Raw genomic sequence first — 23,775 nt, forward strand, 5'->3', positions numbered from 1 at the left:
CGCCCCTCAACTGGGTACTTAGGGATTACTTGAGCTTTCGGCGTGACTTACGCGACACCCCGGCGTCGTCCCAGGTCGGCCTCGTGCCACACTCGAGTCATGCGCGTGTACCTCGGATCCGACCATGCCGGTTTTGAGCTCAAGAACGTCCTCGTGGACTGGCTCAAGAACAACGGCCACGAGCCCGTCGACTGCGGGCCCCACATCTACGACGCCGTCGACGACTACCCCCCCTTCTGCCTGCGGGCCGCGGAGAAGACCGCCGCCGACCCGGCGAGCCTGGGCATCGTGATCGGCGGCTCCGGCAACGGCGAGCAGATCGCCGCCAACAAGGTCAAGGGCGTCCGCGCCGTACTGGCCTGGAGCGTCCAGACCGCCCAGCTCGGCCGTGAGCACAACAACGCCAACGTCATCTCCGTCGGCGGCCGCATGCACACCGAGGCCGAGGCCGTCAGCTTCATCGAGGCCTTCCTCAACACGCCGTACTCGGACGAGGAGCGCCACACGCGCCGCATCGACATGCTCTCCCGCTACGAGGAGACCGGCGAGCTGCCCCCCATCCCGGCCCACCACCCGCAGGACAAGTAACACCCGCGTGCCGCCGGACCCGGGGTCCGGCGGCACGGCCGTGTCCACCCGAGGAGAGCAGCCGTGCCCGAGGGGCATACGATCCACCGCCTCGCCCAGGACCACGCCGAGCGCTTCGCGGCCCGGCCGGTCGCGGTCAGCAGCCCGCAGGGCCGCTTCGCCGAGAGCGCGGCCCTCGTCGACGGCCGCACCCTCGAGGGCGCCGAGGCCCACGGCAAGCACCTCTTCCTCGACTTCGGCGGCGACTGGATCCACGTCCACCTCGGGCTCTTCGGCAAGTACGCCCTCGGCCCGGCCCCCGCACCGCCCGCCACCGACACCGTCCGGATGCGGCTGGCCGGCGACGCCCACTACGCCGACCTGCGCGGCCCCACCGCCTGCGCACTGATCACCGAGGCCGAGAAGCAGGCGATACACCAGCGGCTGGGCCCCGACCCGCTGCGCCCCGCCGACGACGCGGACCGCGCCTGGCACCGGATCTCCCGCAGCCGCACCACCGTCGCCGCCCTCCTCATGGACCAGAAGGTCGTCGCCGGCATCGGCAACGTCTACCGCGCGGAAGTGCTCTTCCGGCACGGCATCGACCCCTACCGGGCCGGCAAGGACCTGGCCCGCAGCGAGTGGGACGCGATGTGGGCGGACCTGGCCGGCCTGATGCGCGAGGGCGTCCGGAACAACCGCATCGACACCGTCCGGCCCGAGCACACCCCCGAGGCCATGGGCCGCCCGCCGCGGGTCGACGACCACGGCGGCGAGGTCTACGTCTACCGCCGGGTCGGACAGCCCTGCCTGGTCTGCGGCGGCGAGATCCGCACCGCCGGCCTGGCCGCCCGCAACCTCTTCTGGTGTCCCGCCTGCCAGCAGCGCTGAGGTGACGATGTGCGGGGGTACCCCTGCACGCACACAGGCAGGATGGATAGGGTCCCGAAGCAATGGCCGGAGCACGCGTGGAATCGCTGGTGGCACGGGCGCGCAAGGCCGCGCACCGGGCCAGGACCGGCCTGCGCCGGTCCGCCGTCGACTACTTCCGCGGTGACGGCTCCGACTGGATCGCCTTCACCGGACTCTTCCTGACCATTCCCGCGATCGCCCTCGGCACCACCACGATGCCGGTCTGGTTCGCGCCCTCCGCGCTGGTCCTGCCGATCGTCGCGGGCGGGCTGGTGCTGCGCCCCGCCTCCCTGCTGGGCCTGTACGCCGCGGCGGCGACCGCGCTGATCGTCGAGTCGCTGGTGCTCGGCCCCTATACGCAGGGCCCCGGGCGGGTCACCCCCGGCACCGTGCTGGTGGTCGCCGCCTGCGGGTTCTTCGGGCTGATCATCGCGCAGTTCCGCAGCCGCGTCGGGGTGCCCTGGCGGCGCGGCGGCACCATGCTCTTCGACCTGCGCGAGCGGATCCGGGTGCAGAGCAAGCTGCCGGCCCTGCCGCGCGGCTGGCACCGGGAGATGGCCCTGCGGCCGGCCGGCGGCCAGTCCTTCTCCGGAGACTTCGTGGTCGCCGCCCGCACCGGCGGCGGCCGCACCCTGGAGGTCGTCCTCACCGACGTCTCCGGCAAGGGCATGGACGCCGGCTCCCGGGCCCTGCTCCTGTCCGGCGCCTTCGGGGGGCTGCTCGGCTCGCTGCCGCCGGCCGACTTCCTGCCCGCCGCCAACGGCTACCTGCTCCGCCAGGACTGGGACGAGGGCTTCGCCACCTCCGTCCACCTCGTCCTGGACCTGGAGACCGGCGACTACGAACTGCTCTCCGCCGGCCACCTGCCCGCGCTCCAGCTCAGCGCGGGCACCGGCCGCTGGGAGGAGAAGTCCGGCGAGGGCCCGCTGCTCGGGGTCTACGACGGCGCCGAGTTCACCCCCGTCCGCGGCAGCCTGCGCCGCGGGGACGTCCTGATGCTCTTCACCGACGGCCTCGTCGAGACCGCCGACCGCGACATCAGCGAAGGCATCGACCGCCTCACCGGCGAAGCCGACCGCTACGTCTCCTCCGGCTTCGAAGGCGCCGCCTGGCACCTGATCGAAAAGGTCGCGAAGGACGTGAACGACGACCGGGCGCTGTTGTTGATCAGGCGGTCGGTGTAGGGGGCTGGTCCTGCGGGCTGCCCGGGCGGGCGGTCGTGGTGTGCGGGTCCCCGCGCTGCTTGACGGGGGTGGCCTGCAGGCCCTGCGGCAGGCCCACCCCGTGGGCTTCGCGGCTTCGCCGTGGCCTTCGGCCACCCACGGCCCGGGCCTGCCTCCGGTCCAGCCTGCCACCCCCGTCAAGCAGCACTCCCCACACACCACGACCGCCCTCGGCATGGCCAATGGGTCCGGTACATCCAGCCTCGCCGGCGTTTGAGGCGCGGGGTCCGGGGCGGAGCCCCGAAAGGCCCGGCGCGGCAGCGCCCGGGCTCCGGGGGTCCGGGGGCGGAGCCCACGGTTTCGGGAAGGGGCGGGGAGGGGACCAGCTCCGCGCAGCGGCCACCCCACCCACCCGCCAGGGCCACGGCACCGGCCAAGGCCAAGGCACCGGCCAAGGCCAAGGCACCGGCCACGGCCACGGCCTTGGCCACGGCCACGGCCTTGGCCACGGCCACGGCCACGGCATGGGCCAAGGCCAAGGCATGGGCCAAGGAACAGGCACCGACACCGCCACCGGCCACTTCGCGGCGATTGGCCCGGGCCCGGGCAAGGGGCCCGACGTACGGTCCGCCCATGGACCCCGTACTCGCCGCCGACCTGGCCGACCTCCCCGACCTGCTGGAAGCGACCCGGCGGCACGCCGTGGCAACCCTCGACGGCCTGGCGGCCCGCCCCGTCGTACCGGCGTACGACGCCCCGCCCCCCACCCCCCTCCCGGCAGCCGGCAAGGGCACGGCCGCGGCCCTGGAGGCCTTCGAGACCCGCTGGGCAGCAAGGCTGTCGGCCGGCGCGGGCCCCAGATACCTCGGCTTCGTCACCGGCGGAGCCACCCCCGCCGCCCTGGCCGGCGACTGGCTCACCGCCGCCTACGACCAGAACTCCAACTCCTCCCTCGACCCCGGCGGCCAGCAGCTGGAGCGGGAGACCGTCGGCTGGCTCCGGGACCTCTTCGGCCTCCCGGAGGACCAGCACGGCACCCTCGTCAGCGGTGCCACCCTTTCGAACACCGTCGGCCTCGCCATCGCCCGGGAATGGCTCGGCGAGCGCCTGGGCGTGGACGTGGCCGAGGACGGCGTGGCCGCCCTCGGGCGGGTCAGGGTCTTCTCCGGGGCCCCGCACTCCTCCATCGCCAAGGCCCTGTCCTTGCTCGGGCTGGGCCGCGCCTCACTCGTCCGGGTGGCCACCCTGCCCGGCCGGGAGGCCGTCGACCCGGCGGCCCTGGACCGCGCGCTGACCGCCCACGCCGGCCCCGCCGTGGTCGTCGCCAACGCCGGTACGGTCAACACCGTCGACTTCGACGACCTGCGCGCCCTGGCCGCGCTGCGCGAGCGCCACGACGTCTGGCTGCACACCGACGCCGCCTTCGGCGCCTTCGCGGGCCTGGTGCCCGCCCACGCCCGGCTCACCGACGGCCTCGGCCTCGCCGACTCGGTCTGCGTCGACCTCCACAAGTGGCTGAACGTCCCCTACGACAGCGCCGTCCAGTTCACCCGCCGCCCCGACCTCCAGGCCCGGGTCTTCCAGAACTCCGCCGCCTACCTCGGCCCGCTCGGCGACCACCCCGACCTGGTGCACCTCACCCCCGAGAACTCCCACCGGCTGCGCGCCCTGGCCGCCTGGTTCACCCTCGCCGCCTACGGCCGGGCCGGGCACGCCGAGATCGTCGAGCGGAACATCGCCGGGGCCCGCGCCCTGGGGGACGCGCTCGCCGCCGACGACGCCTTCCGGCTGCTGGCCCCCGTACGGCTCAACGTCGTCTGTTTCACCCTCGCCGAGGACCCCACCCCGGCCCGGCTCGCCGCCCTGCGCGAGGCCGTCGCCCCCGAGGTCTTCGTCACCCCGACGGTGTACGGGGGAACCGCGGCCCTGCGCGCCGCGTTCTCCAACTGGCGGACCACGCAGGACGACGTACGCACCGTCGCGCGCGCCCTGCGCGCCGCGGCCCGCCGGACAGGGGGATGAAGCCGTGCCGCACCTGAGCCTCGCCGAGGTCGAGCGGATCGCCCGGGCGGCCCACGAGGGCCAGACCGACAAGGCCGGCCGGCCGTACGCCGAACACCTGGCGGCCGTCGCGGCCGGGGTCCGGGCCCGCGGCGGCAGCGAGCGGCAGCAGGCCGCCGCCTGGCTGCACGACGCCGTCGAGGACGACGCCCTCAGCGCGGCGTGGCTGGAATCCGCCGAGCTCCCGGGCGAGGTCAAGGCCATGGTGCTGGCCGTCACCAAGCGCCCGGGCGAGCCCGTCGAGGCGTACACCGCCCGGATCCTGGCGACCCCCGGCGCCCTCCTCGTCAAGGAGGCCGACCTCGCCCACAACGCCGACCCCGCCCGGCTCTCCGTCCTCGACGACGCCACCCGCGAGCGGCTGGCCGCCAAGTACGCCCGGGTCCGCTCGCTGCTGGGGCTCGGCCCCGGCCACTGACCGCCCCGGGGGCCTGGCGGCTGCTCGAAACATGCCTCGGGCACACGCAGTTGGCCGGAATCCTTTGCCGACGATTCGTCACGGGGCGTATAGCGGGGCTCCGTTGGTGGCACGATGAGGGCAGGGGGTGTGCGCGGCCGTATGCCCCGGGCCGACCAGGGACCGACCGAGGGTGTGATGAGACGTGGCCATTTCGCTGTCAGTGGTGGTTCTGTTGGCGATCATTCTGGTGATGATGATCCGCAGCAAGAACATCAAGGGCGGTCCCGCCCTGGTCGCCGTGCTGTTCGGCTTCTTCCTCGCGTCGAGTTCCGTCGCACCCGACGTCAACCGCTTCCTGACGTCCCTGGCCGACACCATCGCGGACATCAAGTTCTGAAACGCCGAGAGCCGGCCCCCCGGAGGGGACCGGCTCACGGTCGTGGAGCGGGCGACGGGAATCGAACCCGCGTAGCTAGTTTGGAAGACTAGGGCTCTACCATTGAGCTACGCCCGCACAAGGGCACCGGGACCAGGGGTCACGGCACGAAGAGCATCCTAGCGGGTCCGTGCCGGAGCGTGCACACCCCGTTCGCGGTGTCGGAAGCGTCGCGTCGGACCGTCCGCGGGCATGTACCCTACGTGTCGCACCGACGGGGTGTGGCGCAGCTTGGTAGCGCGTCCGCTTTGGGAGCGGAAGGTCGTCGGTTCGAATCCGGCCACCCCGACCAGCAGCACCTCGCACTTCTTTCCCTCCGCGCGTCCGGCGTCCCTGCAAGATCGCGTTGTGGGCCGACTCGTGCTTGCGGTTACTATGCAAGCTGCGTGCCCGTGTGTCTGATGTACCGGGCCCGATCCGCTGATCCGCCGCAACCGCGCGGCGTCGGCAGAACCCCAGAAGTCAGCCACAAGGAGACCTAACCGTGAAGAGCGCCGTGGAGACCCTGAACCCGACCCGGGTTCGGCTCACTGTCGAGGTGCCCTTCGAGGAGCTCAAGGACAGCCTCGACGCGGCGTACAAGAAGATCAACCAGCAGGTCACGGTCAAGGGCTTCCGCAAGGGCAAGATCCCGGCCCGGGTCATCGACCAGCGCTTCGGCCGCGGTGCCGTCCTGGAGGAGGCCGTCAACGACGCCCTCCCGAAGTTCTACACCGCCGCGGTCAACGAGGCCGAGCTGAACGTCCTGGGCCAGCCCGAGGTCGACATCACCGAGCTGAAGGACGGCGAGACGCTGAACTTCACCGCCGAGGTCGACGTCCGCCCGGCCATCGAGATCCCGGACTACTCCGGCATCGAGGTCGAGGTCGACGCGGTCGAGGTCAGCGACGAGGACGTCGAGAAGTCGGTCGAGCAGCTGCGCAACCGCTTCGCGTCCACCAACCCGGTCGAGCGCGCCGCCGCCGACGGCGACGTCGTCACGATCGACCTCGAGGCCAAGGTCGACGGCGAGGTGCTGCCCGACGGCGTCGCCTCCGGTGTCTCGTACACCATCGGCTCGGGCGAGCTCCTCGACGGCATCGACGAGGCCGTGAAGGGCCTGGAGGCCGGTGGCGAGACCACCTTCACCTCCCAGCTGAAGGGCGGCTCCGCCGAGGGCAAGGACGCCGAGGTCACCGTCAAGGTCACCCAGGTCGCCGCCAAGGAGCTGCCGGCCCTGGACGACGACTTCGCCCAGCTGGCCAGCGAGTTCGACACCCTCGAGGAGCTGAAGGCGGACAGCCGCAAGCGCCTCGAGAACATGAAGCAGTACGACCAGGCCACGCAGGCCCAGGAGCGCGTCCTGGAGAAGCTGCTGGAGCTCGTCGAGGTGCCGATCCCCGAGAAGCTGCTCGAGGACGAGGTCAACACCCGCAAGCACAACCTGGAGCACCACCAGCTCGGCCAGATGGGCCTGACCCTCGAGAAGTACCTCGAGATCCAGGGCAAGACGGTCGAGGAGTTCGACGCCGAGACCTCCGAGCAGGCCGTCAAGGGCATCAAGACGCAGTTCGTCCTCGACGAGCTCGTCAACAAGGAGAAGCTGAACGTGAACCAGGAGGAGCTCACCGAGCACCTCATGCGTCGCGCCGCCTCCTCCGGCATGTCCCCCGACCAGTTCGCCCAGGCCGTCGTCGAGGGTGGCCAGGTCCCGATGCTGGTCGGCGAGGTCGCCCGCGGCAAGGCCCTCGCGGCCGTCGTCGAGGTCGCCAAGGTGACCGACACCAACGGCGAGGTCGTCGACCTGTCCGACGAGGACGAGGAAGAGATCGCCGAGGCCGTCGTCGAGGCCGCCGAGGGCCAGGCCGACGAGGCCGACGAGGCCAAGTAGGACCTGCCGGACGCGGGCGGCCGACCAGGCCCGCCCACGGCCCGCACCGTCACGTACGGAGGGCCCGGACGCAGCCGCGTCCGGGCCCTCCGGCGTACCTCGCGGGGGCCCCGGCGGCCGCCCTCCGGGAGCCCGGGGGACCTTGCGCTCCCAGCGAACAGTTAGGGAAGCGGGATGGCGTTGTCCGACCTGCGCGTTAGGGTCCATGAATAGCAGGGCACTGCCCTCTGAACGAGACGCTGAGACGGCCGTTGCCGGCCGTCGGAGACGAGCAGGTGGATACGTGACGAATCTGATGCCTTACGCCGCGGGTGAGCCGTCCATCGGTGGTGGCCTCGGCGACCATGTGTACAACCGGCTGCTCGGCGAGCGCATCATCTTCCTCGGCCAGCAGGTCGACGACGACATCGCCAACAAGATCACTGCGCAGCTGCTCCTCCTCGCCGCGGACCCCGAGAAGGACATCTACCTGTACATCAACAGCCCCGGCGGCTCGGTCACCGCGGGCATGGCGATCTACGACACCATGCAGTACATCCCGAACGACGTGGTCACCATCGGCATGGGCATGGCCGCCTCCATGGGCCAGTTCCTGCTGACCGGCGGCACCGCGGGCAAGCGCTTCTCCCTGCCGAACACCGACATCCTGATGCACCAGGGCTCGGCCGGCATCGGCGGCACCGCCTCCGACATCAAGATCCAGGCCCAGTACCTGCTGCGCACCAAGCAGCGGATGGCCGAGATCACCGCGCACCACTCCGGCCAGACCGTCGAGGCGATCATCCGCGACGGCGACCGCGACCGCTGGTTCACCGCGGAGGAGGCCAAGGAGTACGGCCTCATCGACGAGATCATCTCTGCCGCGTCCAACGTGCCGGGCGGCGGCGGCACCGGGGCCTGAGCCTCGCCCAGAAACCCGGCCGACAGCCCGCAGAACGCCACAGGATGGTGAACACCCACATGCAGAACAACCTCTCCGCGAGCGGCCTCTACACCGGCGCCCAGGTGGACAACCGGTACATCGTGCCGCGCTTCGTCGAGCGCACCTCGCAGGGCGTGCGCGAGTACGACCCGTACGCCAAGCTCTTCGAAGAGCGCGTGATCTTCCTCGGCGTGCAGATCGACGACGCCTCGGCCAACGACGTCATGGCGCAGCTCCTGTGCCTGGAGTCGATGGACCCGGACCGCGACATCTCGATCTACATCAACAGCCCGGGCGGCTCCTTCACCGCGCTCACGGCCATCTACGACACGATGCAGTTCGTGAAGCCGGACATCCAGACGGTCTGCATGGGCCAGGCCGCCTCGGCCGCCGCGGTCCTGCTCGCCGCCGGCACCCCCGGCAAGCGCATGGCCCTGCCCAACGCCCGTGTGCTGATCCACCAGCCCTCCGGCGGCACCGGCCGTGAGCAGCTCTCCGACCTGGAGATCGCGGCCAACGAGATCCTGCGCATGCGCGACCAGCTGGAGTCCATGCTGGCCAAGCACTCCTCGACCCCGATCGAGAAGATCCGTGAGGACATCGAGCGCGACAAGATCCTCACGGCCGAGGACGCGCTGGCCTACGGTCTGGTCGACCAGATCGTCACCACCCGGAAGATGAACAACATCTGATCCTTCCGGGACCTTGACGTGGTTCACACCGCCGGGACGGCGATGTGAACCACGTCAAGGGGCCCCCGTACGGGGGCCCCGGCAAGGTACCGTCGGATATGAGGCACCAGGAGCGCTGAACCAGGCGTCTCCCAGGCGAAGGGGAAGCACCTCGTGGCACGCATCGGTGACGGCGGCGACCTGCTCAAGTGCTCGTTCTGCGGGAAGAGCCAGAAGCAGGTGAAGAAGCTCATCGCAGGTCCCGGTGTGTACATCTGCGACGAGTGCATCGACCTCTGCAACGAGATCATCGAAGAGGAACTCGCGGAGACCTCGGAAGTGCGGTGGGAGGAACTTCCCAAGCCGCGCGAGATCTACGAGTTCCTGGAGAGCTACGTCGTCGGCCAGGAGCCGGCGAAGAAGGCGCTCTCCGTCGCTGTGTACAACCACTACAAGCGCGTCCAGGCCGGCGAGAACGGCGGCGCGCAGGGCCGGGACGACGCGATCGAGCTCGCCAAGTCCAACATCCTGCTGCTCGGCCCCACCGGGTCGGGCAAGACGCTGCTGGCCCAGACGCTCGCCCGGATGCTCAACGTCCCCTTCGCCATTGCCGACGCGACGGCGCTGACGGAGGCGGGGTACGTCGGCGAGGACGTCGAGAACATCCTGCTCAAGCTGATCCAGGCGGCCGACTACGACGTCAAGAAGGCCGAGACCGGGATCATCTACATCGACGAGATCGACAAGGTCGCCCGCAAGAGCGAGAACCCGTCGATCACCCGCGATGTGAGCGGTGAGGGCGTCCAGCAGGCCCTGTTGAAGATCCTGGAGGGGACGACCGCCTCGGTCCCGCCGCAGGGCGGCCGCAAGCACCCCCACCAGGAGTTCATCCAGATCGACACGACCAACGTGCTCTTCATCGTGGGCGGCGCCTTCGCCGGCCTCGAGAAGATCATCGAGTCGCGTGCGGGGGCCAAGGGCATCGGCTTCGGGGCCACGATCCGCTCCAAGCGCGAGATCGAGGCGAGCGACCAGTTCCAGGAGGTCATGCCGGAGGACCTGGTGAAGTTCGGGATGATCCCCGAGTTCATCGGCCGTCTCCCCGTCATCACCTCGGTCCACAACCTGGACCGCGAGGCGCTGCTGCAGATCCTGATCGAGCCGCGCAACGCGCTGGTGAAGCAGTACCAGCGGCTCTTCGAACTCGACGGCGTCGAGCTGGACTTCGAGCGGGGGGCCCTGGAGGCCATCGCCGACCAGGCCATCCTCCGCCAGACCGGCGCGCGCGGTCTGCGCGCCATCATGGAGGAGGTGCTGATGTCCGTGATGTACGAGGTCCCCTCCCGCAAGGACGTCGCCCGCGTGGTCATCACCGCCGACGTGGTCCGCTCCAACGTCAACCCGACCCTCGTCCCCCGCATCGTCCCCAACGAACAGGGCCCCCACGAGAAGTCGGCGTAACCACCAGCCCAACGAAAGGGGCGCCCTTCCCGACCGGGAGGAGCGCCCCTTTTCGCGTGCGATCAGGCCTTGGTGCGGCCCGTGTTGTAGAGCTTTGCCGCCAGGGCCGAGACGTCCTCCAGGGAGGCGCTGGCGCCGCCGAGGAGGGCGACGGTCGGGTCGACGACCTGCACACCGACCAGGGTGGAGTAGTCGCCCCAGACGCAGGTGGGGGCCTGCAGTTCCTTGGGGGCCTTCTCCATTCCCGGGACGTCCTTGACGCGCGTGGCCTTGATGTTGGCGCACTTCAGTACGGCGCCCTTGAAGCCGTCCGGGTGGAACTCCCGCGGGCTGCCCACGACTTCGTACTTGTACGAGACCTTGTCGGCGTCCTGGCCCTTGCCAACGCTGTCGAAGTACCCGTCGACGGCCTTCTCGGGGTCGGCGATCTGGCCCCAGAGTCCGTTGGCGAGCAGCTGCTTGCTCTTGGCGTCGGTGCCGTTGGCGTACGCGGCACCAGCGCTGTGCGGGTCCTTCACGCCGATCGCCTCGGCCTTGGTCTTGGCCTCGGGCTTCATGTCCGCGTCCGACTCGGGCTTGCCCTTGCCCTTGTACGTGTCGACCGACGCCGGGAACGCCAGCTTGTAGCCCTTGGTGGCCTCGTCGATGTCGGCGCCGCCCTTGTTCAGGAACCAGTACGCGCCGCCGCCGACCGCCGCCAGGACGACCAGGGTGATCAGGATGGGGCCGGCCTTGCTCTTCTTGCGCGGCGCGGGGGGCTGCATGCCGTACGGCGGCTGCGGCTGGCCCGGGTACTGCGGCTGCTGGGGCGGGTAGGCGTAGCCGGGCTGGGGCTGCGGCGGGACGCCCTGCGGGGGCTGCTGCGGGTAGCCGTAGCCCGGGGCCGGCTGGCCCGGCTGCTGGGGGTAGCCGTACCCGGGGGCCGGCTGGCCCGGCTGCTGCCCGTACGGGTTGGGCTGACCACCGTACGGCCCCGGCTGCTGCGGCTGCGGCGCCCCGTACGGGCCCGGCTGGTTGTAGCTCATGTCCTGCGTCCCCTCCAGGAAGTCTTTAGGTGCTCCTGACATCCTGGCGGAAGCCGCGTCCCGCCCGGTCCCCGGGGGAGGCCTATTCCGGTTTCATGACGAGACCGTGACGCCTCTAAACTGTGCCCCGTGACCGAGAACACTCAGCAGCAGCCAAGCGCCCCGAACTCCGAACTGCCGACCCAGTACGCGCCGGCCGAGGTAGAGGGGAAGCTGTACGAGCGCTGGGTAGAGCGCGGTTACTTCACGGCCGACCCGGCCAGTGACAAGCCCGCGTACACCATCGTCATCCCGCCGCCGAACGTCACCGGCTCCCTCCACCTGGGCCACGCCTTCGAGCACACGCTCATCGACGCCCTCACCCGCCGCAAGCGCATGCAGGGCTTCGAGACGCTGTGGCAGCCCGGCATGGACCACGCCGGCATCGCCACGCAGAACGTCGTCGAGCGCGAGCTCGCCAAGGAGGGCAAGTCCCGCCACGACCTGGGCCGGGAGGCCTTCGTCGAGCGCGTCTGGCAGTGGAAGGCCGAGTCCGGCGGTCAGATCTCCGGCCAGATGCGCCGCCTCGGCGACGGCGTCGACTGGAGCCGCGAGCGCTTCACCATGGACGAGGGCCTGTCCGAGGCCGTCCAGACCATCTTCAAGAAGCTGTACGACGACGAGCTGATCTACCGCGCCGAGCGCATCATCAACTGGTGCCCGCGCTGCCTGACCGCGATCTCGGACATCGAGGTCGAGTACCAGGACGACGACGGCGAGCTGGTCTCCATCCGCTACGGCGAGGGCGAGGACAGCCTGGTCGTCGCGACCACCCGCGCCGAGACGATGCTCGGCGACACCGCCGTGGCCGTCCACCCGGACGACGAGCGGTACCGGCACCTGGTCGGCCGCCAGATCAAGCTCCCGTTGACCGACCGCTCCATCCCGGTCGTCGCCGACACGCACGTCGACCCGGAGTTCGGCACCGGCGCCGTCAAGGTGACCCCGGCCCACGACCCGAACGACTTCGAGATCGGCCAGCGCCACGGCCTGGCCAACCTCGCCGTCATGGACGAGCGCGCCATCATCACCGCCCCCGGCCCCTTCCAGGGCCTGGACCGGCTCGAGGCCCGCTCCGCCATCGTCGCCGCGCTGCGCGCCGAGGGCCGGATCGTCGCCGAGAAGCGTCCGTACGTCCACTCCGTGGGCCACTGCTCGCGCTGCAAGACCACCATCGAGCCGCGCCTGTCGATGCAGTGGTGGGTCAAGGTCGGCCCGCTCGCCAAGGCCGCCGGTGACGCGGTCCGCGACGGCAAGGTCAAGATCCACCCGCAGGAGATGGAGAAGCGGTACTTCGACTGGGTCGACAACCTCCACGACTGGTGCATCTCGCGCCAGCTGTGGTGGGGCCACCGCATCCCGGTCTGGTACGGCCCGAACGGCGAGGTCGTCTGCGTCGGACCGGACGAGCAGCCGCCGGCCGGCGAGGGCTGGCACCAGGACACCGACGTGCTCGACACGTGGTTCTCCTCGGGCCTGTGGCCCTTCTCCACCCTCGGCTGGCCGCAGCAGACCGAGAGCCTGGCGAAGTTCTACCCGAACTCCGTCCTGGTCACCGGCTACGACATCCTCTTCTTCTGGGTCGCCCGGATGATGATGTTCGGCCTGTACGCGATGGACGGCACCCCGCCGTTCCACACCATCGCCCTGCACGGCATGGTCCGCGACCAGTTCGGCAAGAAGATGTCGAAGTCCTTCGGCAACGCGGTCAACCCGCTGGACTGGATGGACAAGTACGGCTCCGACGCGGTCCGCTTCACGCTGGCCAAGGGCGCCAACCCGGGCATCGACGTGCCGATCGGCGAGGACTGGGTCCAGGCCTCCCGCAACTTCGCCAACAAGATCTGGAACGCCACCCGCTTCGCGCTGATGAACGGCGCGACGATCGAGGGCGAACTGCCGCCGGTCGAGCAGCTGTCGGCCACCGACCGCTGGATCCTGTCCCGTCTGAACAAGACGGTGGCCGAGGTCGACGCCTTCTACGAGGACTACCAGTTCTCGAAGCTGTCGGACTCCCTCTACCACTTCGCGTGGGACGAGGTCTTCGACTGGTACGTCGAGCTGTCCAAGACCACCTTCTTCGCGGGCGGCGAGGCGGCCAAGGCCTCCGGCCGGGTCCTGGGCGAGGTCCTGGACGTCCTGATGCGCCTGCTGCACCCGGTCGTCCCCTTCGTCACCGAGACGCTGTGGACCACGCTCACCGGCCGCGAGTCCATCGTGATCGCCGAGTGGCCCTCGGACAGCGGCTTCCGCGACGAGGCCGCCGAGGCCGAGATCGAGAACCTCCAGGCGGTCGTCACCGAGGTCCGCCGGTTCCGTGCCGACCAGGGCCTGCAGCCGGGCCAGAAGGTCCCGGCCCGCCTGGACCTGGCCGGTACCCCGCTGGCCGCCCACGAGGGCGCGATCCGTCAGCTGCTGCGCCTCCAGCCGGAGGGCGAGGGCTTCAGCGCCACCGCCACCCTGCCGGTGGCCGGCGCCACGGTCGCGCTGGACCTCTCGGGCACGATCGACGTGGCGGCAGAGCGCAAGCGCCTGGCCAAGGACCTGGCCGCGGCGCAGAAGGAGAAGCAGCAGGCCGAGGCCAAGCTGGGGAACGAAGCCTTCCTGGCCAAGGCCCCCGACAACGTCGTGGACAAGATCAAGGCGCGCCTGTCGAAGGCCGAGGCGGACATCACCCGCATCGAGGCCCAGCTGGCGGCCCTGCCGGAGGCCTGATCCCGGCCGCACGACGAGAAGGCCCCCGCCCCCTGCGAAGGGTGCGGGGGCCTTCCCCGTTCCTGGTGGTGGGCCGGCCTAGCCGCGCCGGACGTTGCGGCGGCGGCGGACCATGGGGGCCAGGAGGACGCCGCCCAGGGCCAGGACGCCGAGGCCGGTGCCGGCGAGCCCGGCGTTCAGCCCCGGCGGCGTGTACGAGCAGGACAGCCGGTCCGCGCCGGCGCCCAGCGGGACGCCCAGCAGGCCCTGGTACGAGACCGGCGGGCGGTTGGCCCCGCCGTTCACCGAGCAGCTCCAGCCCTGGATGGCGGGGACGGCCACCACGGCCGTGCCGCGGCTGCCGCGGGGCAGCTCGGCCGCGATGCCGTGGCCGGTGACGGAGATCTTCTCCGGGGCCTTCTCCTGGAGCCCGGCCACGGCCCGGTCGAGGGCCCCCGGGTTCATGCAGCCCACCGCGTCGTACGGGAGCACCTGGCCGGGCCGGGTGGCGCCGAGGGCGAAGCGGAGCGTGCCGTCCGCGGGGACGGTGCCCAGGAACTTCACGGGGTTGAGCACGCTCGGCGGGTAGGCGCTGGTGCCGAAGGGCTGCCCGCCGTCGGCCACGGCCATGCCGAAGTAGCCGGGCGCGTAGAGGTAGGCCCGGTCGCCGGGGGCGCACTGGGCGGTGAAGGAGCTCCACGCCCGGTCCTTGACCCGCGGTCCCAGGTGCCAGCCGTCGGGGCCGCGCCCGGTGAGCGGGCCGTGGGTGTACGCGAGCTTCGGCACGGTGTACACCTGCGCGCCGAGCGCGGCCTGGCGGTGTGCCCAGACCGAGCCCGCCGGAGCGCCGTACGCCTGGTCGCTGCCGGGGCTGCGGAGGCTGAGCAGCGGTGCGGCGGGCGCCTTGCGGGCGGTGACCTCGCCGTGCGGCTGCTGCTGGAGGAGCGTGCCGACGCCCATCAGCGCGTTGAAGAAGGGGTCGTCGGTCCGGTGCAGGCTGCGGCCGCCCAGGGCGTAGCCGAGGCCCAGCGCGCGCAGGCCGGTCGCGGCTTCCTTGGTGACGTAGCTGCTGTAGTAGCCGCCGCCCCCGACGCCCAGGAGCATCGGGTCGTTGCTGGTGACGAAGAGGCCCGGGGCCACGGCGGTGCGGGAGCGGGGCCAGTCCCGCTCGGCCACGGCCGCCGCGCGGGCGCGGTGGGCCAGCCCGTTCATGGTCTGGGTGACCGTGGTGTAGCCGCGGGCGGCCGGGTCGAAGAGCGTGTGGGCGGCGTAGACGGAGTAGACGGTGCTGCCGAGGACGGCGGTGGCGAGGGCGCCGACCACCAGGGTCCGGCCGGCCCGGCGCAGGCCCCGCACGTACACGAGCAGGAGGGCGGCGATGACCGCGCCGCCGACGAGCGTGCCCTTGATCGCGTACTCGTTGACCGGCTGGGTGTTGCGGGTCAGGAGGACCAGGGTGCCGAGCAGCGCCGTGCCGCCGAGCAGGGCCCGTGCGCGCGGCATGTGGGCCAGGCAGATCCAGGCGGCCATCGCGAGCAGCCCGCTGAGCACGAAGCTCTCCCGGAAGGGGGCGCCGTGCGGGAGGGTGAAGCCCTGCCAGACCTTCGCGGTGGGCGTCCAGACGAAGGAGAGGGCGGTCAGCACGATCAGGCCGAGCCAGCCGGCCCGCTCCCCGATCCGCACCCTGCTCTGGAAGGGCAGCGTCAGGACCAGCAGCAGCACGAGCACGCCGGTGAAGACGTTGGGCGCCGAGGGCTCCGGCACGCTGCCGGGCAGCAGCAGGCCGAGGTAGGTCAGGGGCGCCGTGCCGACTCCCACCACATAGCTGTCGGAGGGCTGGGACTGGGCGCTGGCCTGGCCGGAGACGAGGACCGCGGGGGCGGCCAGCAGCAGGCCGGTGACCGCCATCGCGGTGGCCCGCCCCAGGACGCGGCCCCGGTAGCGCCAGTCGCCCTCGGCCGTCGCCAGCCGCAGGAACAGGACGAGCACGGCGCCGATGGTGGCCATCGCGGCGCTGTAGAAGTTGGCGAACCAGCACAGCGCGAAGAAGAGCGTGCCCAGTACCCACCGGCGCTCGGTGAGGCAGTAGTCGGCGGCCAGGCACAGCAGCGGCAGGGCCACCAGCCCCCACATCCACATGGGGACGATGCCGCCCTCGATCATGCTCCAGCCGCAGGTGGCGTAGCCGGTGCCGAGCAGGGCGCGCAGCCAGGGGGAGCCGGGCCGCAGCCGGCCGAGGAAGACGGTCATCACGGCGGCGGCCAGGCCGACGCTGAAGAGGCTGACCAGGAAGACGGGGAAGTCGACGTACTCGCGCGGGAACAGGCCGGTGAGCCAGGAGAACGGGTTGGCCAGGTAGGTGAAGAACTCACCGAGGAAGCCGTTGCCGTAGCCGTTCTGCCAGTTGAAGAGCAGGTCGCCCTGGGCGGTGCCGTGCTGGATGTCCCACAGGTACGCGTGGAAGGGCACGTACTGGTTGCGCAGGTCGTTCATGGCCCGCGTGCCCTGCCCGAAGGGGTAGGTGCCGTGGGCGGCCATGCCCAGGCAGTAGGCGGCCATCGACAGCAGTGCGGAGGACCAGGCGGCGGCGCCCCCGCTGCTCCGTATCCGGTCCAGCGGGCCGGACCGGCCGCCGGTGCCGCCGCGGCGGTCCGGCGCAAGGCGCGTCGGGGCTGCGGTGGTTGAAGTGGTCATCGTGAACGTCCCCGTGGCTGACCGGCGTCCGCCGTTTCAGAAGTCAGAAGTCAGAACTCATTAGTCAAACGAACATCCTATTAAAAGGGCGTGAGTGCTCGACTCCCGAATTGCACGAAAACCAGGGTGACGACCACCACGTACATCCAGACCGGGACCAGCCAGTGCGGCAGTCGGCGCAGCCGCGAGGACGGGGCGGCGAGGTGGCGGGTGACGTACCAGAAGAGCGGCAGGACCACCGCCCACACCAGCAGGCACCACGGGCAGAGCGCCCCGATCACGTACAGGCACTGGCCGATCAGCCACACCGTGAAGGCGAACCCGGCCGCGCACCCCGCCCACACGGCCCGCCACAGCCAGCGCGGGAAGACCGCCCCGGCCAGCAGCGCCAGCCCGAGCGCCGCCAGCGCCGCGAAGGCGCCCACCCCCAGCAGCATGTTCGGGAAGCCCAGCAGGTTCCCCTGCCAGGTGGACATGACGTCCCCGCAGCTGAAGGTCGCGTTGATGTTGCAGCCCGGGCTGAAGAGCGGGTCCTCCAGCGCGCGCACCCGGTCGTACATGAGCACGCCCGAGGCCAGCGTGCCGGCCAGGCCGGCCAGGAGCAGCAGCAGGGACAGCCGGCGCCCGGCGGGCCGCAGGAGGGGATCGCTGGTCATTCTCCCGACGCTACGGACCGGGCCCCCGGCGGCGGCAGGGCCGGGCGTCCACCCGGACGGGGCCGGAAGGCCCTGCCGAAGGTCCCGCCCCAGCAGGGTCCAAAGTGCCGTATCTCACTCATTTCGGCCGCATATCGACCCGGATCCGGCCATCCCGCCTTGGATGATGGAGGACATGCACGCGAAGCCCGCCGAGTCCGCCGTCCAGCGGATGACGGCCGCCGCGCGCCGACCGGCCGCCGCCGCGCGCCGGCTCGCGGCCCGCTGGGGCGACTCGCCCCGCGCCCTCGACGCCCTGACCGCGCTCAGCTGCTTCGCCCTCATGGGCCTCGACCTGCCGGGCCTGGCCGCCGCGGACAACTCCCTCAACGGCCCGCTCGCCGCGCTGGTCCTCGCCCTCGGCGCGGGCACCCTGCTGCTGCGCCGCCGCGCGCCCTGGGCCTCGTACCTGACGGCCCTGCTCTTCATCGGCTGGCTGCACGAGCTGACCCTCATCCAGTTCGCCCTCTACTCCATGGGCCGCTACCGGGGCCGCCGGGCCGCCGTCCTCGGCACCCTCGGCTACATCGGGTACGCCTACCTGCTCTTCAACCTGCCCGGCTGGCCCGTCCACAAGGCCGACACGGTCAGCGCCTTCCTCGGCCTGGTCGTGCCCATCGGCGTGCTCGCCGCGGCCGTCGGCATGGCCGCCTACCGCCACGACCTGGTCCGCGAGCTCGACTCCCGGCGCGCCGAGGCCGCCGCCCTCCAGGCCGTCCAGCAGGAACGCACCGCGGTCGCCCGGGACGTGCACGACTTCGTCGGCCGCGAACTGACCCTGCTGACCGTCCGCTCCGAGGTCCTGGCGCTGCGGGCCCGCGGCAAGGCGTACGAGAAGGACTTCGACGAGCTCGCCGAGACCGCCCGCCGCGCCCACCTCGTCCTCAACGACATCATCGTGGCCCGCGGCGAGCGGGCCACCACCCCCGGCGTGGACGGCCTGCCGGCCCTGGCCGAGGAGAGCGCCCGGGCCGGCTCCCCGGTCCGCCTCACCGTCGACGACCGGGCCCGGTCCCTGTCCCCGCTGCGCCAGGCCGCGGTCTACCGCGTGGTCCAGGAATGCCTCACCAACGCGGCCAAGCACGCCCACGGCCAGACCGTCGAGGTCACCGTCGCCGCCGACGGGACCCGGCTGCGCATCGGGGTCAGCAACCCGCTGCCGCCGCGCGGACCGCTCGGCCGGCCCCCCGTCTCCGCCGGCTCCGGCACCGCCAGCATGTCCGAACGCGTCGGCAGCCTGGGCGGCACGCTCACCGCCCGCCGCACCGACGGGGCCTACGAGGTGGTCGCCACCCTGCCGCTGGGCTGACCGGCTACGCGCGGGCCGGCGCCAGCAGGGTGTTGAGCGTGTCCAGGTCCTCCACGCACCTGCCCGAGCCCAGCGCCACGCAGTCCAGCGGGTCGTCCGCCACGAACACCGGGATCCCGGTGGCCGAGGCCATCCGCAGATCCAGCCCCGGCAGCAGCGCCCCGCCGCCGGTCAGCACGATGCCGTGCTCCATCACGTCGCCCGACAGCTCCGGCGGGCACTCCTCCAGCGTCGCCCGGACCGCCGCGATCACCGCCTCGACCGGCTCCTCCAGCGCCCGCCGCACGTCCGGCGCGGTCAGCTCCAGGGTCCTGGGCATCCCGCCGACCTTCTCCCGCCCGCGGACCGTGAACGTACGCTCCTCCAGCTCCGGCCGGTCCGGCACCGGCCAGGCCGAACCGACGCCCACCTTGACGTCCTCGGCGGTCCGCTCGCCGATCAGCAGGCCGTACTCCTTGCGCACGAAGTCCATGATCGCGGTGTCCAGCCGGTCCCCGCCCACCCGCAGCGAGCGGGAGGTGACGATCCCGCCCAGCGAGATCACCGCCACCTCGGTGGTCCCGCCGCCGATGTCCACCACCATCGAACCGCGCGGCTCCGAGACCGGCAGCCCCGCCCCGATCGCCGCCGCCATCGGCTCCTCGATCAGGTGCACCGCCCGGGCCCCCGCCCGGGTCGAGGCGTGCACGATGGCCCGCCGCTCCACCGGCGTCACCCCGCTCGGCACGCACACCACCATCCGGGTCCGCGGCCGCCGCCCCGGCACCGCCTTGCGCACGAAGTGCCGGATCATCTCCTCGGCGGCCTCGTAGTCGCAGATCACGCCGTCCTTCAGCGGGCGGATCGCGGTGATCGACCCCGGCGTGCGGCCGATCGTCTCCTTGGCCTCGGTCCCCACCGCCAGCGCCGTGGTCGTGCCCGCCTTGACGGCCACCACGGACGGCTCATTCAGCACGATCCCGTGCCCGCGCGCGTAGACCAGGGTGTTCGCGGTCCCCAGGTCTATCCCGATGTCCCGGCTGGACGCCGTCTTGTTACTGCTGGCCTGCGGCATTTGTTCCCCAATCCTCTGCCGCAAGGCTTGCATAACGATCCGGGCATCATTTCCGCCGAAGGTCCCGAAACGGCCGGGCCGAAGGTCCCGCCGCCCCTCGTCCGTAGACTGGCCCTGTGAGTGAGCAGCCCGAGGCCTACGACCGTTTCGACGAGCCCGAGATCCCCGACGAGTTCCACGACATCGTCGACGCGGAGACCGAGCGCGACCCCGACCTGGCGGTGATCGAGGCCGGCAGCCGCACCCTGCGCGCGATGGCCGGACCGCCCCAGGGCGACCCGGTACCGAGTCGTCCCGAGGACCCGGAGCTGGCCAAGGCCCTCCGGGAGGTCGAGCAGGAGCTGGCCTCCCGCTGGGGCGAGACCAAGCTCGAGCCCTCGGTCAAGCGCATCGCCGGCCTGATGGACGTGCTCGGCGAGCCGCAGCGCGCCTACCCCTCGATCCACGTCACCGGCACCAACGGCAAGACCAGCACCTCCCGGATGATCGAGGCGCTGCTCGCGGCCTTCGACCTGCGCACCGGCCGCTACACCAGCCCGCACGTCCAGCTCATCACCGAGCGCATCAGCCTGGACGGCGCCCCCGTCGACGCCCAGCGGTTCGTCGACACCTACCAGGACATCAAGCCGTACATCGAGCTGGTCGACTCCCGCGAGGACATCCGGCTCTCCTTCTTCGAGGTCATGACCGGCATGGCGTACGCGGCCTTCGCGGACGCCCCGGTGGACGTGGCCGTGGTCGAGGTCGGCATGGGCGGCACCTGGGACGCCACCAACGTCATCGACGCCTCGGTGGCCGTGATCACCCCGATCAGCCTGGACCACACCGACCGGCTCGGGAACACCCCCGCCGAGATCGCCCAGGAGAAGGGCGGGATCATCAAGCAGGGCGCCACCGTGATCCTCGCCCAGCAGCCGGTGGACGCCGCCCAGGTGCTGCTCAAGAAGGCCGTGGAGGTGGACGCCACGGTCGCCCGCGAGGGCATGGAGTTCGGGGTGGTCTCCCGCGAGGTCGCCGTCGGCGGGCAGCACCTGACCCTGCGCGGCCTCGGCGGCGAGTACACCGACGTCTTCCTGCCGATGTACGGCGCCCACATGGCCGCCAACGCGGCGGTCGCGCTGGCCGCGGTCGAGGCGTTCTTCGGCATCGGCGCCGAGCACGCCCGCCCGCTGGACGCGGACACCGTCCGGCACGCCTTCGCCTCGGTCACCTCGCCCGGCCGCATGGAGGTCGTGCGCCGCAGCCCCACCGTGGTGCTGGACGCCGCCCACAACCCGGCCGGCGCGCAGGTCACCGCCGAGGCCGTCACCGAGGCCTTCGGCTTCAGCCGGCTGGTCGGCGTGGTCGCCGCCAGCGACGGCAAGGACATAAGGGGAGTGCTGGAGGCCTTCGAGCCGATCTTCGCGGAGGTCGTGATCACCCAGAACTCCACCGACCGGGCGATCGGCGCCGACGAACTCGCCGCCGTCGCGGTCGAGGTCTTCGGCCCGGACCGGGTCCAGGTCGAGCCGCGGCTGGACGACGCCCTGGAGGCGGCGATCACCCTGGCCGAGGAAGAGGCGGAGTACGGCGGGGCCGGGGTCCTGGTCACCGGTTCGGTGTTCACGGTCGGCGAGGCCCGACTGCTGCTGAAGAAGGGTTGAGTCGATGCGGACGCTGTGCGCGACGACGCTGATCAGCGAGTTCTTCGTGATCGGCTTCGCGGGGCTGGTCGCCATGAAGGGCGACCTGTCCCAGGGCGTGGTCTGGAGCACCTGCGGCATCGCGATGCTGCTGAGCCTGCTGCTGTGCGGGATGCTCTCCCGCCCCGGCGCGCTCCAGATCGGCTGGGTGCTCCAGATCGGTCTGATCGCCATGGGCTTCGTCGTCCCGGTGATGTTCGTCCTGGGCGCGGTCTTCGCGGGCCTGTGGTGGGCCTCCATCCACTACGGCCGCAAGATCGACGAAGCCAAGGCCCGCTGGGCGGCGATGGTGGCCGCGCAGGAGCCTGACGCTGCGTGACGACCGGGGGTAACGCCCCTGTAGCCTCTTCGTACCGCACCCGTATGCCGCAAGGAGCCTCACCATGACCCAGCGCACGCTCGTCATCCTCAAGCCCGACGCCGTCCGTCGCGGCCTGATCGGCGAGGTCCTCGGCCGCATCGAGCGCAAGGCCGGCTGGAGCATCCCCGCGATGGAGCTGCGCACGCTGGACCAGGACACGCTCGAGGCGCACTACGGCGAGCACAAGGGCAAGCCTTTCTACGAGCCCCTGATGGGCTTCATGGCCTCCGGCCCGGTCGTCGTCCTCGTCGTCGAGGGCGAGCGCGCCATCGAGGGCCTGCGGACCCTGGCCGGCCCGACCGACCCGATCGTCGCCACCCCCGGCTCCATCCGGGGCGACTTCGGCACCATCGTGCGCGAGAACCTCATCCACGCCTCGGACTCCGAGGAGTCGGCCGCGCGCGAGCTGAAGCTCTTCTTCCCCGGCCTGGTCTGATCGCGCATCAGCCATATAGCCCACCACCTGGGGCGACCGAAGTAATTTCGGTCGCCCTTCGGTATACGCGGACCCGGCCGGGAACGCATGGGCCAGACACGTCGTCACCATTAGGGGGCGGGTTTCCGGTCCGGCCGGAAGGTCGGAGTCCCGTCGCGCGGTGTCCGCAGATGCGGCACTACGATGGAGCCTCCACCCACACACCCACCTCGCCGACCTGACAGCAGCCGCTCTCAACTGGGAAGGCCAGACGCTCCTCATGGGGAACAAGGGGAACTCAATGTCGTTCATCGGCCGTGACATGGCTGTCGACCTCGGGACCGCCAACACGCTGGTGTACGTGAGGGGCCGGGGGATCGTCCTGAACGAGCCGTCCGTGGTCGCCATCAACACGAACACCGGCGGCATCCTGGCGGTCGGCTCCGAGGCCAAGAAGATGATCGGCCGGACGCCCGGCAACATCGTCGCGGTGCGCCCCCTCAAGGACGGCGTGATCGCGGACTTCGAGATCACCGAGCGCATGCTCCGGTACTTCATCCTCAAGATCCACAAGCGCCGCTACCTCGCCCGCCCGCGCGTCGTGGTCTGCGTCCCCTCCGGCATCACCGGAGTCGAGCGCCGCGCCGTGATCGAGGCCTCCACCCAGGCCGGCGCCCGCCAGGTGCACATCATCGAAGAGCCCATGGCCGCGGCCATCGGCTCGGGCCTGCCGGTCCACGAGGCCACCGGCAACATGGTCGTGGACATCGGCGGCGGCACCACCGAGGTCGCCGTCATCTCCCTCGGCGGAATCGTCACGGCACAGTCCATCCGGGTCGCCGGCGACGAGCTGGACAACGCGATCATCCAGCACATCAAGAAGGAGTACTCCCTCCTCCTCGGCGAGCGCACCGCCGAGCAGATCAAGATCACCATCGGTTCGGCGTACGACCTCGACAAGGACGAGCACACCGAGATCCGCGGCCGCGACCTGGTCTCGGGCCTGCCCAAGACCGTGGTCATCTCCGCGGCCGAGGTGCGCAAGGCCATCGAGGAGCCGGTCAACGCCATCGTCGACGCGGTGAAGACCACCCTCGACAAGTGCCCGCCCGAGCTCTCCGGCGACATCATGGACCGCGGCATCGTGCTCACCGGCGGCGGCGCCCTGCTCCGCGGCCTCGACGAGCGGCTGCGCCGGGAGACCGGCATGCCCATCCACATCGCCGAGGACCCCCTCGACTCGGTGGCGCTCGGCTCGGGCAAGTGCGTCGAGGAGTTCGAGGCCCTCCAGCAGGTCCTGGACGCCCAGCCGCGGCGTTGACACACCCCCCGAACAGGGGATAG

At 71.4% G+C, this 23,775-nt stretch carries 20 protein-coding genes and 2 tRNA genes; 17 read left to right on the forward strand and 5 right to left on the reverse strand.

Features of this window, described 5'->3' with window-relative positions; genetic code table 11:
• The first annotated feature begins 99 nt into the window (after window positions 1-99).
• From AB0O40_RS20475 to AB0O40_RS20500, 6 genes are all read left to right on the forward strand, one after another.
• On the forward strand, window positions 100-588 hold the full coding sequence (locus AB0O40_RS20475; RefSeq protein ID WP_365043329.1) for a ribose-5-phosphate isomerase: 489 nt from the start codon (window positions 100-102) through the stop codon (window positions 586-588).
• Window positions 589-651: 63 nt separating this feature from the next.
• Window positions 652-1,458 (forward strand): DNA-formamidopyrimidine glycosylase family protein, encoded by an 807-nt coding sequence (locus AB0O40_RS20480; protein ID WP_365043332.1) that lies wholly within the window; start codon window positions 652-654, stop codon window positions 1,456-1,458.
• A gap of 62 nt (window positions 1,459-1,520) precedes the next feature.
• On the forward strand, window positions 1,521-2,663 hold the full coding sequence (locus tag AB0O40_RS20485) for a PP2C family protein-serine/threonine phosphatase (protein WP_365043335.1): 1,143 nt from the start codon (window positions 1,521-1,523) through the stop codon (window positions 2,661-2,663).
• Between the two features lie 612 nt (window positions 2,664-3,275).
• Window positions 3,276-4,664 (forward strand): pyridoxal-dependent decarboxylase, encoded by a 1,389-nt coding sequence (locus AB0O40_RS20490; RefSeq protein WP_365043338.1) that lies wholly within the window; start codon window positions 3,276-3,278, stop codon window positions 4,662-4,664.
• A 4-nt stretch (window positions 4,665-4,668) separates the two neighbouring features.
• A complete protein-coding gene (locus tag AB0O40_RS20495; protein WP_365043341.1) occupies window positions 4,669-5,121 on the forward strand; it encodes an HD domain-containing protein in 453 nt (150 codons plus the stop codon).
• Between the two features lie 184 nt (window positions 5,122-5,305).
• Entirely contained in the window at window positions 5,306-5,500 is a 195-nt protein-coding gene (locus tag AB0O40_RS20500) for a hypothetical protein (protein ID WP_365043344.1), read from the forward strand.
• Between the two features lie 43 nt (window positions 5,501-5,543).
• On the opposite strand, the gene AB0O40_RS20505 is transcribed toward AB0O40_RS20500, so the two are convergent.
• Window positions 5,544-5,617: transfer RNA gene (locus AB0O40_RS20505), tRNA-Gly, on the reverse strand.
• A 137-nt stretch (window positions 5,618-5,754) separates the two neighbouring features.
• Here AB0O40_RS20505 and AB0O40_RS20510 point away from each other — a divergent pair.
• The 5 genes from AB0O40_RS20510 (at window position 5,755) to clpX (ending at window position 10,463) form a co-directional block, all read left to right on the forward strand.
• Window positions 5,755-5,831: transfer RNA gene (locus tag AB0O40_RS20510), tRNA-Pro, on the forward strand.
• Window positions 5,832-6,023: 192 nt separating this feature from the next.
• A complete protein-coding gene (tig, locus tag AB0O40_RS20515; RefSeq protein WP_365043347.1) occupies window positions 6,024-7,409 on the forward strand; it encodes a trigger factor in 1,386 nt (461 codons plus the stop codon).
• A gap of 283 nt (window positions 7,410-7,692) precedes the next feature.
• Window positions 7,693-8,310 carry an ATP-dependent Clp protease proteolytic subunit gene (locus tag AB0O40_RS20520; RefSeq protein WP_365043350.1) on the forward strand — a complete coding sequence of 206 codons (618 nt, stop codon included), beginning with the start codon at window positions 7,693-7,695 and terminating at the stop codon, window positions 8,308-8,310.
• A gap of 44 nt (window positions 8,311-8,354) precedes the next feature.
• On the forward strand, window positions 8,355-9,023 hold the full coding sequence (locus tag AB0O40_RS20525) for an ATP-dependent Clp protease proteolytic subunit (RefSeq protein ID WP_365043353.1): 669 nt from the start codon (window positions 8,355-8,357) through the stop codon (window positions 9,021-9,023).
• Between the two features lie 153 nt (window positions 9,024-9,176).
• Entirely contained in the window at window positions 9,177-10,463 is a 1,287-nt protein-coding gene (gene clpX / locus AB0O40_RS20530) for an ATP-dependent Clp protease ATP-binding subunit ClpX (protein WP_365043356.1), read from the forward strand.
• A 62-nt stretch (window positions 10,464-10,525) separates the two neighbouring features.
• Here the strand turns inward: clpX and AB0O40_RS20535 are convergent, their stop codons facing one another.
• Complete coding sequence (locus AB0O40_RS20535; protein WP_365043359.1) at window positions 10,526-11,488, reverse strand: hypothetical protein; 963 nt, start codon at window positions 11,486-11,488, stop codon at window positions 10,526-10,528.
• 129 nt (window positions 11,489-11,617) lie between these two features.
• Between AB0O40_RS20535 and AB0O40_RS20540 the strand changes: the two genes are divergently transcribed.
• The gene (locus AB0O40_RS20540; RefSeq protein WP_365043362.1) at window positions 11,618-14,242 is read left to right on the forward strand and encodes a valine--tRNA ligase; all 2,625 of its coding nucleotides are present in this window, start codon (window positions 11,618-11,620) and stop codon (window positions 14,240-14,242) included.
• Between the two features lie 78 nt (window positions 14,243-14,320).
• On the opposite strand, the gene AB0O40_RS20545 is transcribed toward AB0O40_RS20540, so the two are convergent.
• A complete protein-coding gene (locus AB0O40_RS20545; RefSeq protein ID WP_365043365.1) occupies window positions 14,321-16,915 on the reverse strand; it encodes a YfhO family protein in 2,595 nt (864 codons plus the stop codon).
• A gap of 80 nt (window positions 16,916-16,995) precedes the next feature.
• Window positions 16,996-17,571 (reverse strand): vitamin K epoxide reductase family protein, encoded by a 576-nt coding sequence (locus tag AB0O40_RS20550; RefSeq protein WP_365043368.1) that lies wholly within the window; start codon window positions 17,569-17,571, stop codon window positions 16,996-16,998.
• Between the two features lie 175 nt (window positions 17,572-17,746).
• On the opposite strand from AB0O40_RS20550, the gene AB0O40_RS20555 reads away from it, so the two are divergent.
• A complete protein-coding gene (locus AB0O40_RS20555) occupies window positions 17,747-18,919 on the forward strand; it encodes a histidine kinase (protein ID WP_365043371.1) in 1,173 nt (390 codons plus the stop codon).
• A 4-nt stretch (window positions 18,920-18,923) separates the two neighbouring features.
• Here the strand turns inward: AB0O40_RS20555 and AB0O40_RS20560 are convergent, their stop codons facing one another.
• Window positions 18,924-19,973 carry a rod shape-determining protein gene (locus tag AB0O40_RS20560; protein WP_365043374.1) on the reverse strand — a complete coding sequence of 350 codons (1,050 nt, stop codon included), beginning with the start codon at window positions 19,971-19,973 and terminating at the stop codon, window positions 18,924-18,926.
• 116 nt (window positions 19,974-20,089) lie between these two features.
• On the opposite strand from AB0O40_RS20560, the gene AB0O40_RS20565 reads away from it, so the two are divergent.
• From AB0O40_RS20565 to AB0O40_RS20580, 4 genes are all read left to right on the forward strand, one after another.
• Entirely contained in the window at window positions 20,090-21,616 is a 1,527-nt protein-coding gene (locus AB0O40_RS20565) for a folylpolyglutamate synthase/dihydrofolate synthase family protein (protein WP_365043377.1), read from the forward strand.
• Window positions 21,617-21,620: 4 nt separating this feature from the next.
• On the forward strand, window positions 21,621-21,974 hold the full coding sequence (locus AB0O40_RS20570) for a DUF4233 domain-containing protein (protein WP_365043380.1): 354 nt from the start codon (window positions 21,621-21,623) through the stop codon (window positions 21,972-21,974).
• Window positions 21,975-22,038: 64 nt separating this feature from the next.
• Window positions 22,039-22,452: a nucleoside-diphosphate kinase gene (gene ndk, locus AB0O40_RS20575; RefSeq protein ID WP_365043383.1), complete on the forward strand. Its 414-nt coding sequence runs from the start codon at window positions 22,039-22,041 to the stop codon at window positions 22,450-22,452.
• Between the two features lie 280 nt (window positions 22,453-22,732).
• Window positions 22,733-23,752 carry a rod shape-determining protein gene (locus tag AB0O40_RS20580; protein WP_125647420.1) on the forward strand — a complete coding sequence of 340 codons (1,020 nt, stop codon included), beginning with the start codon at window positions 22,733-22,735 and terminating at the stop codon, window positions 23,750-23,752.
• Window positions 23,753-23,775 lie beyond the last annotated feature (23 nt).

Source organism: Streptomyces sp. NPDC089919, assembly GCF_040684615.1.
Lineage (GTDB): Bacteria > Actinomycetota > Actinomycetes > Streptomycetales > Streptomycetaceae > Streptomyces.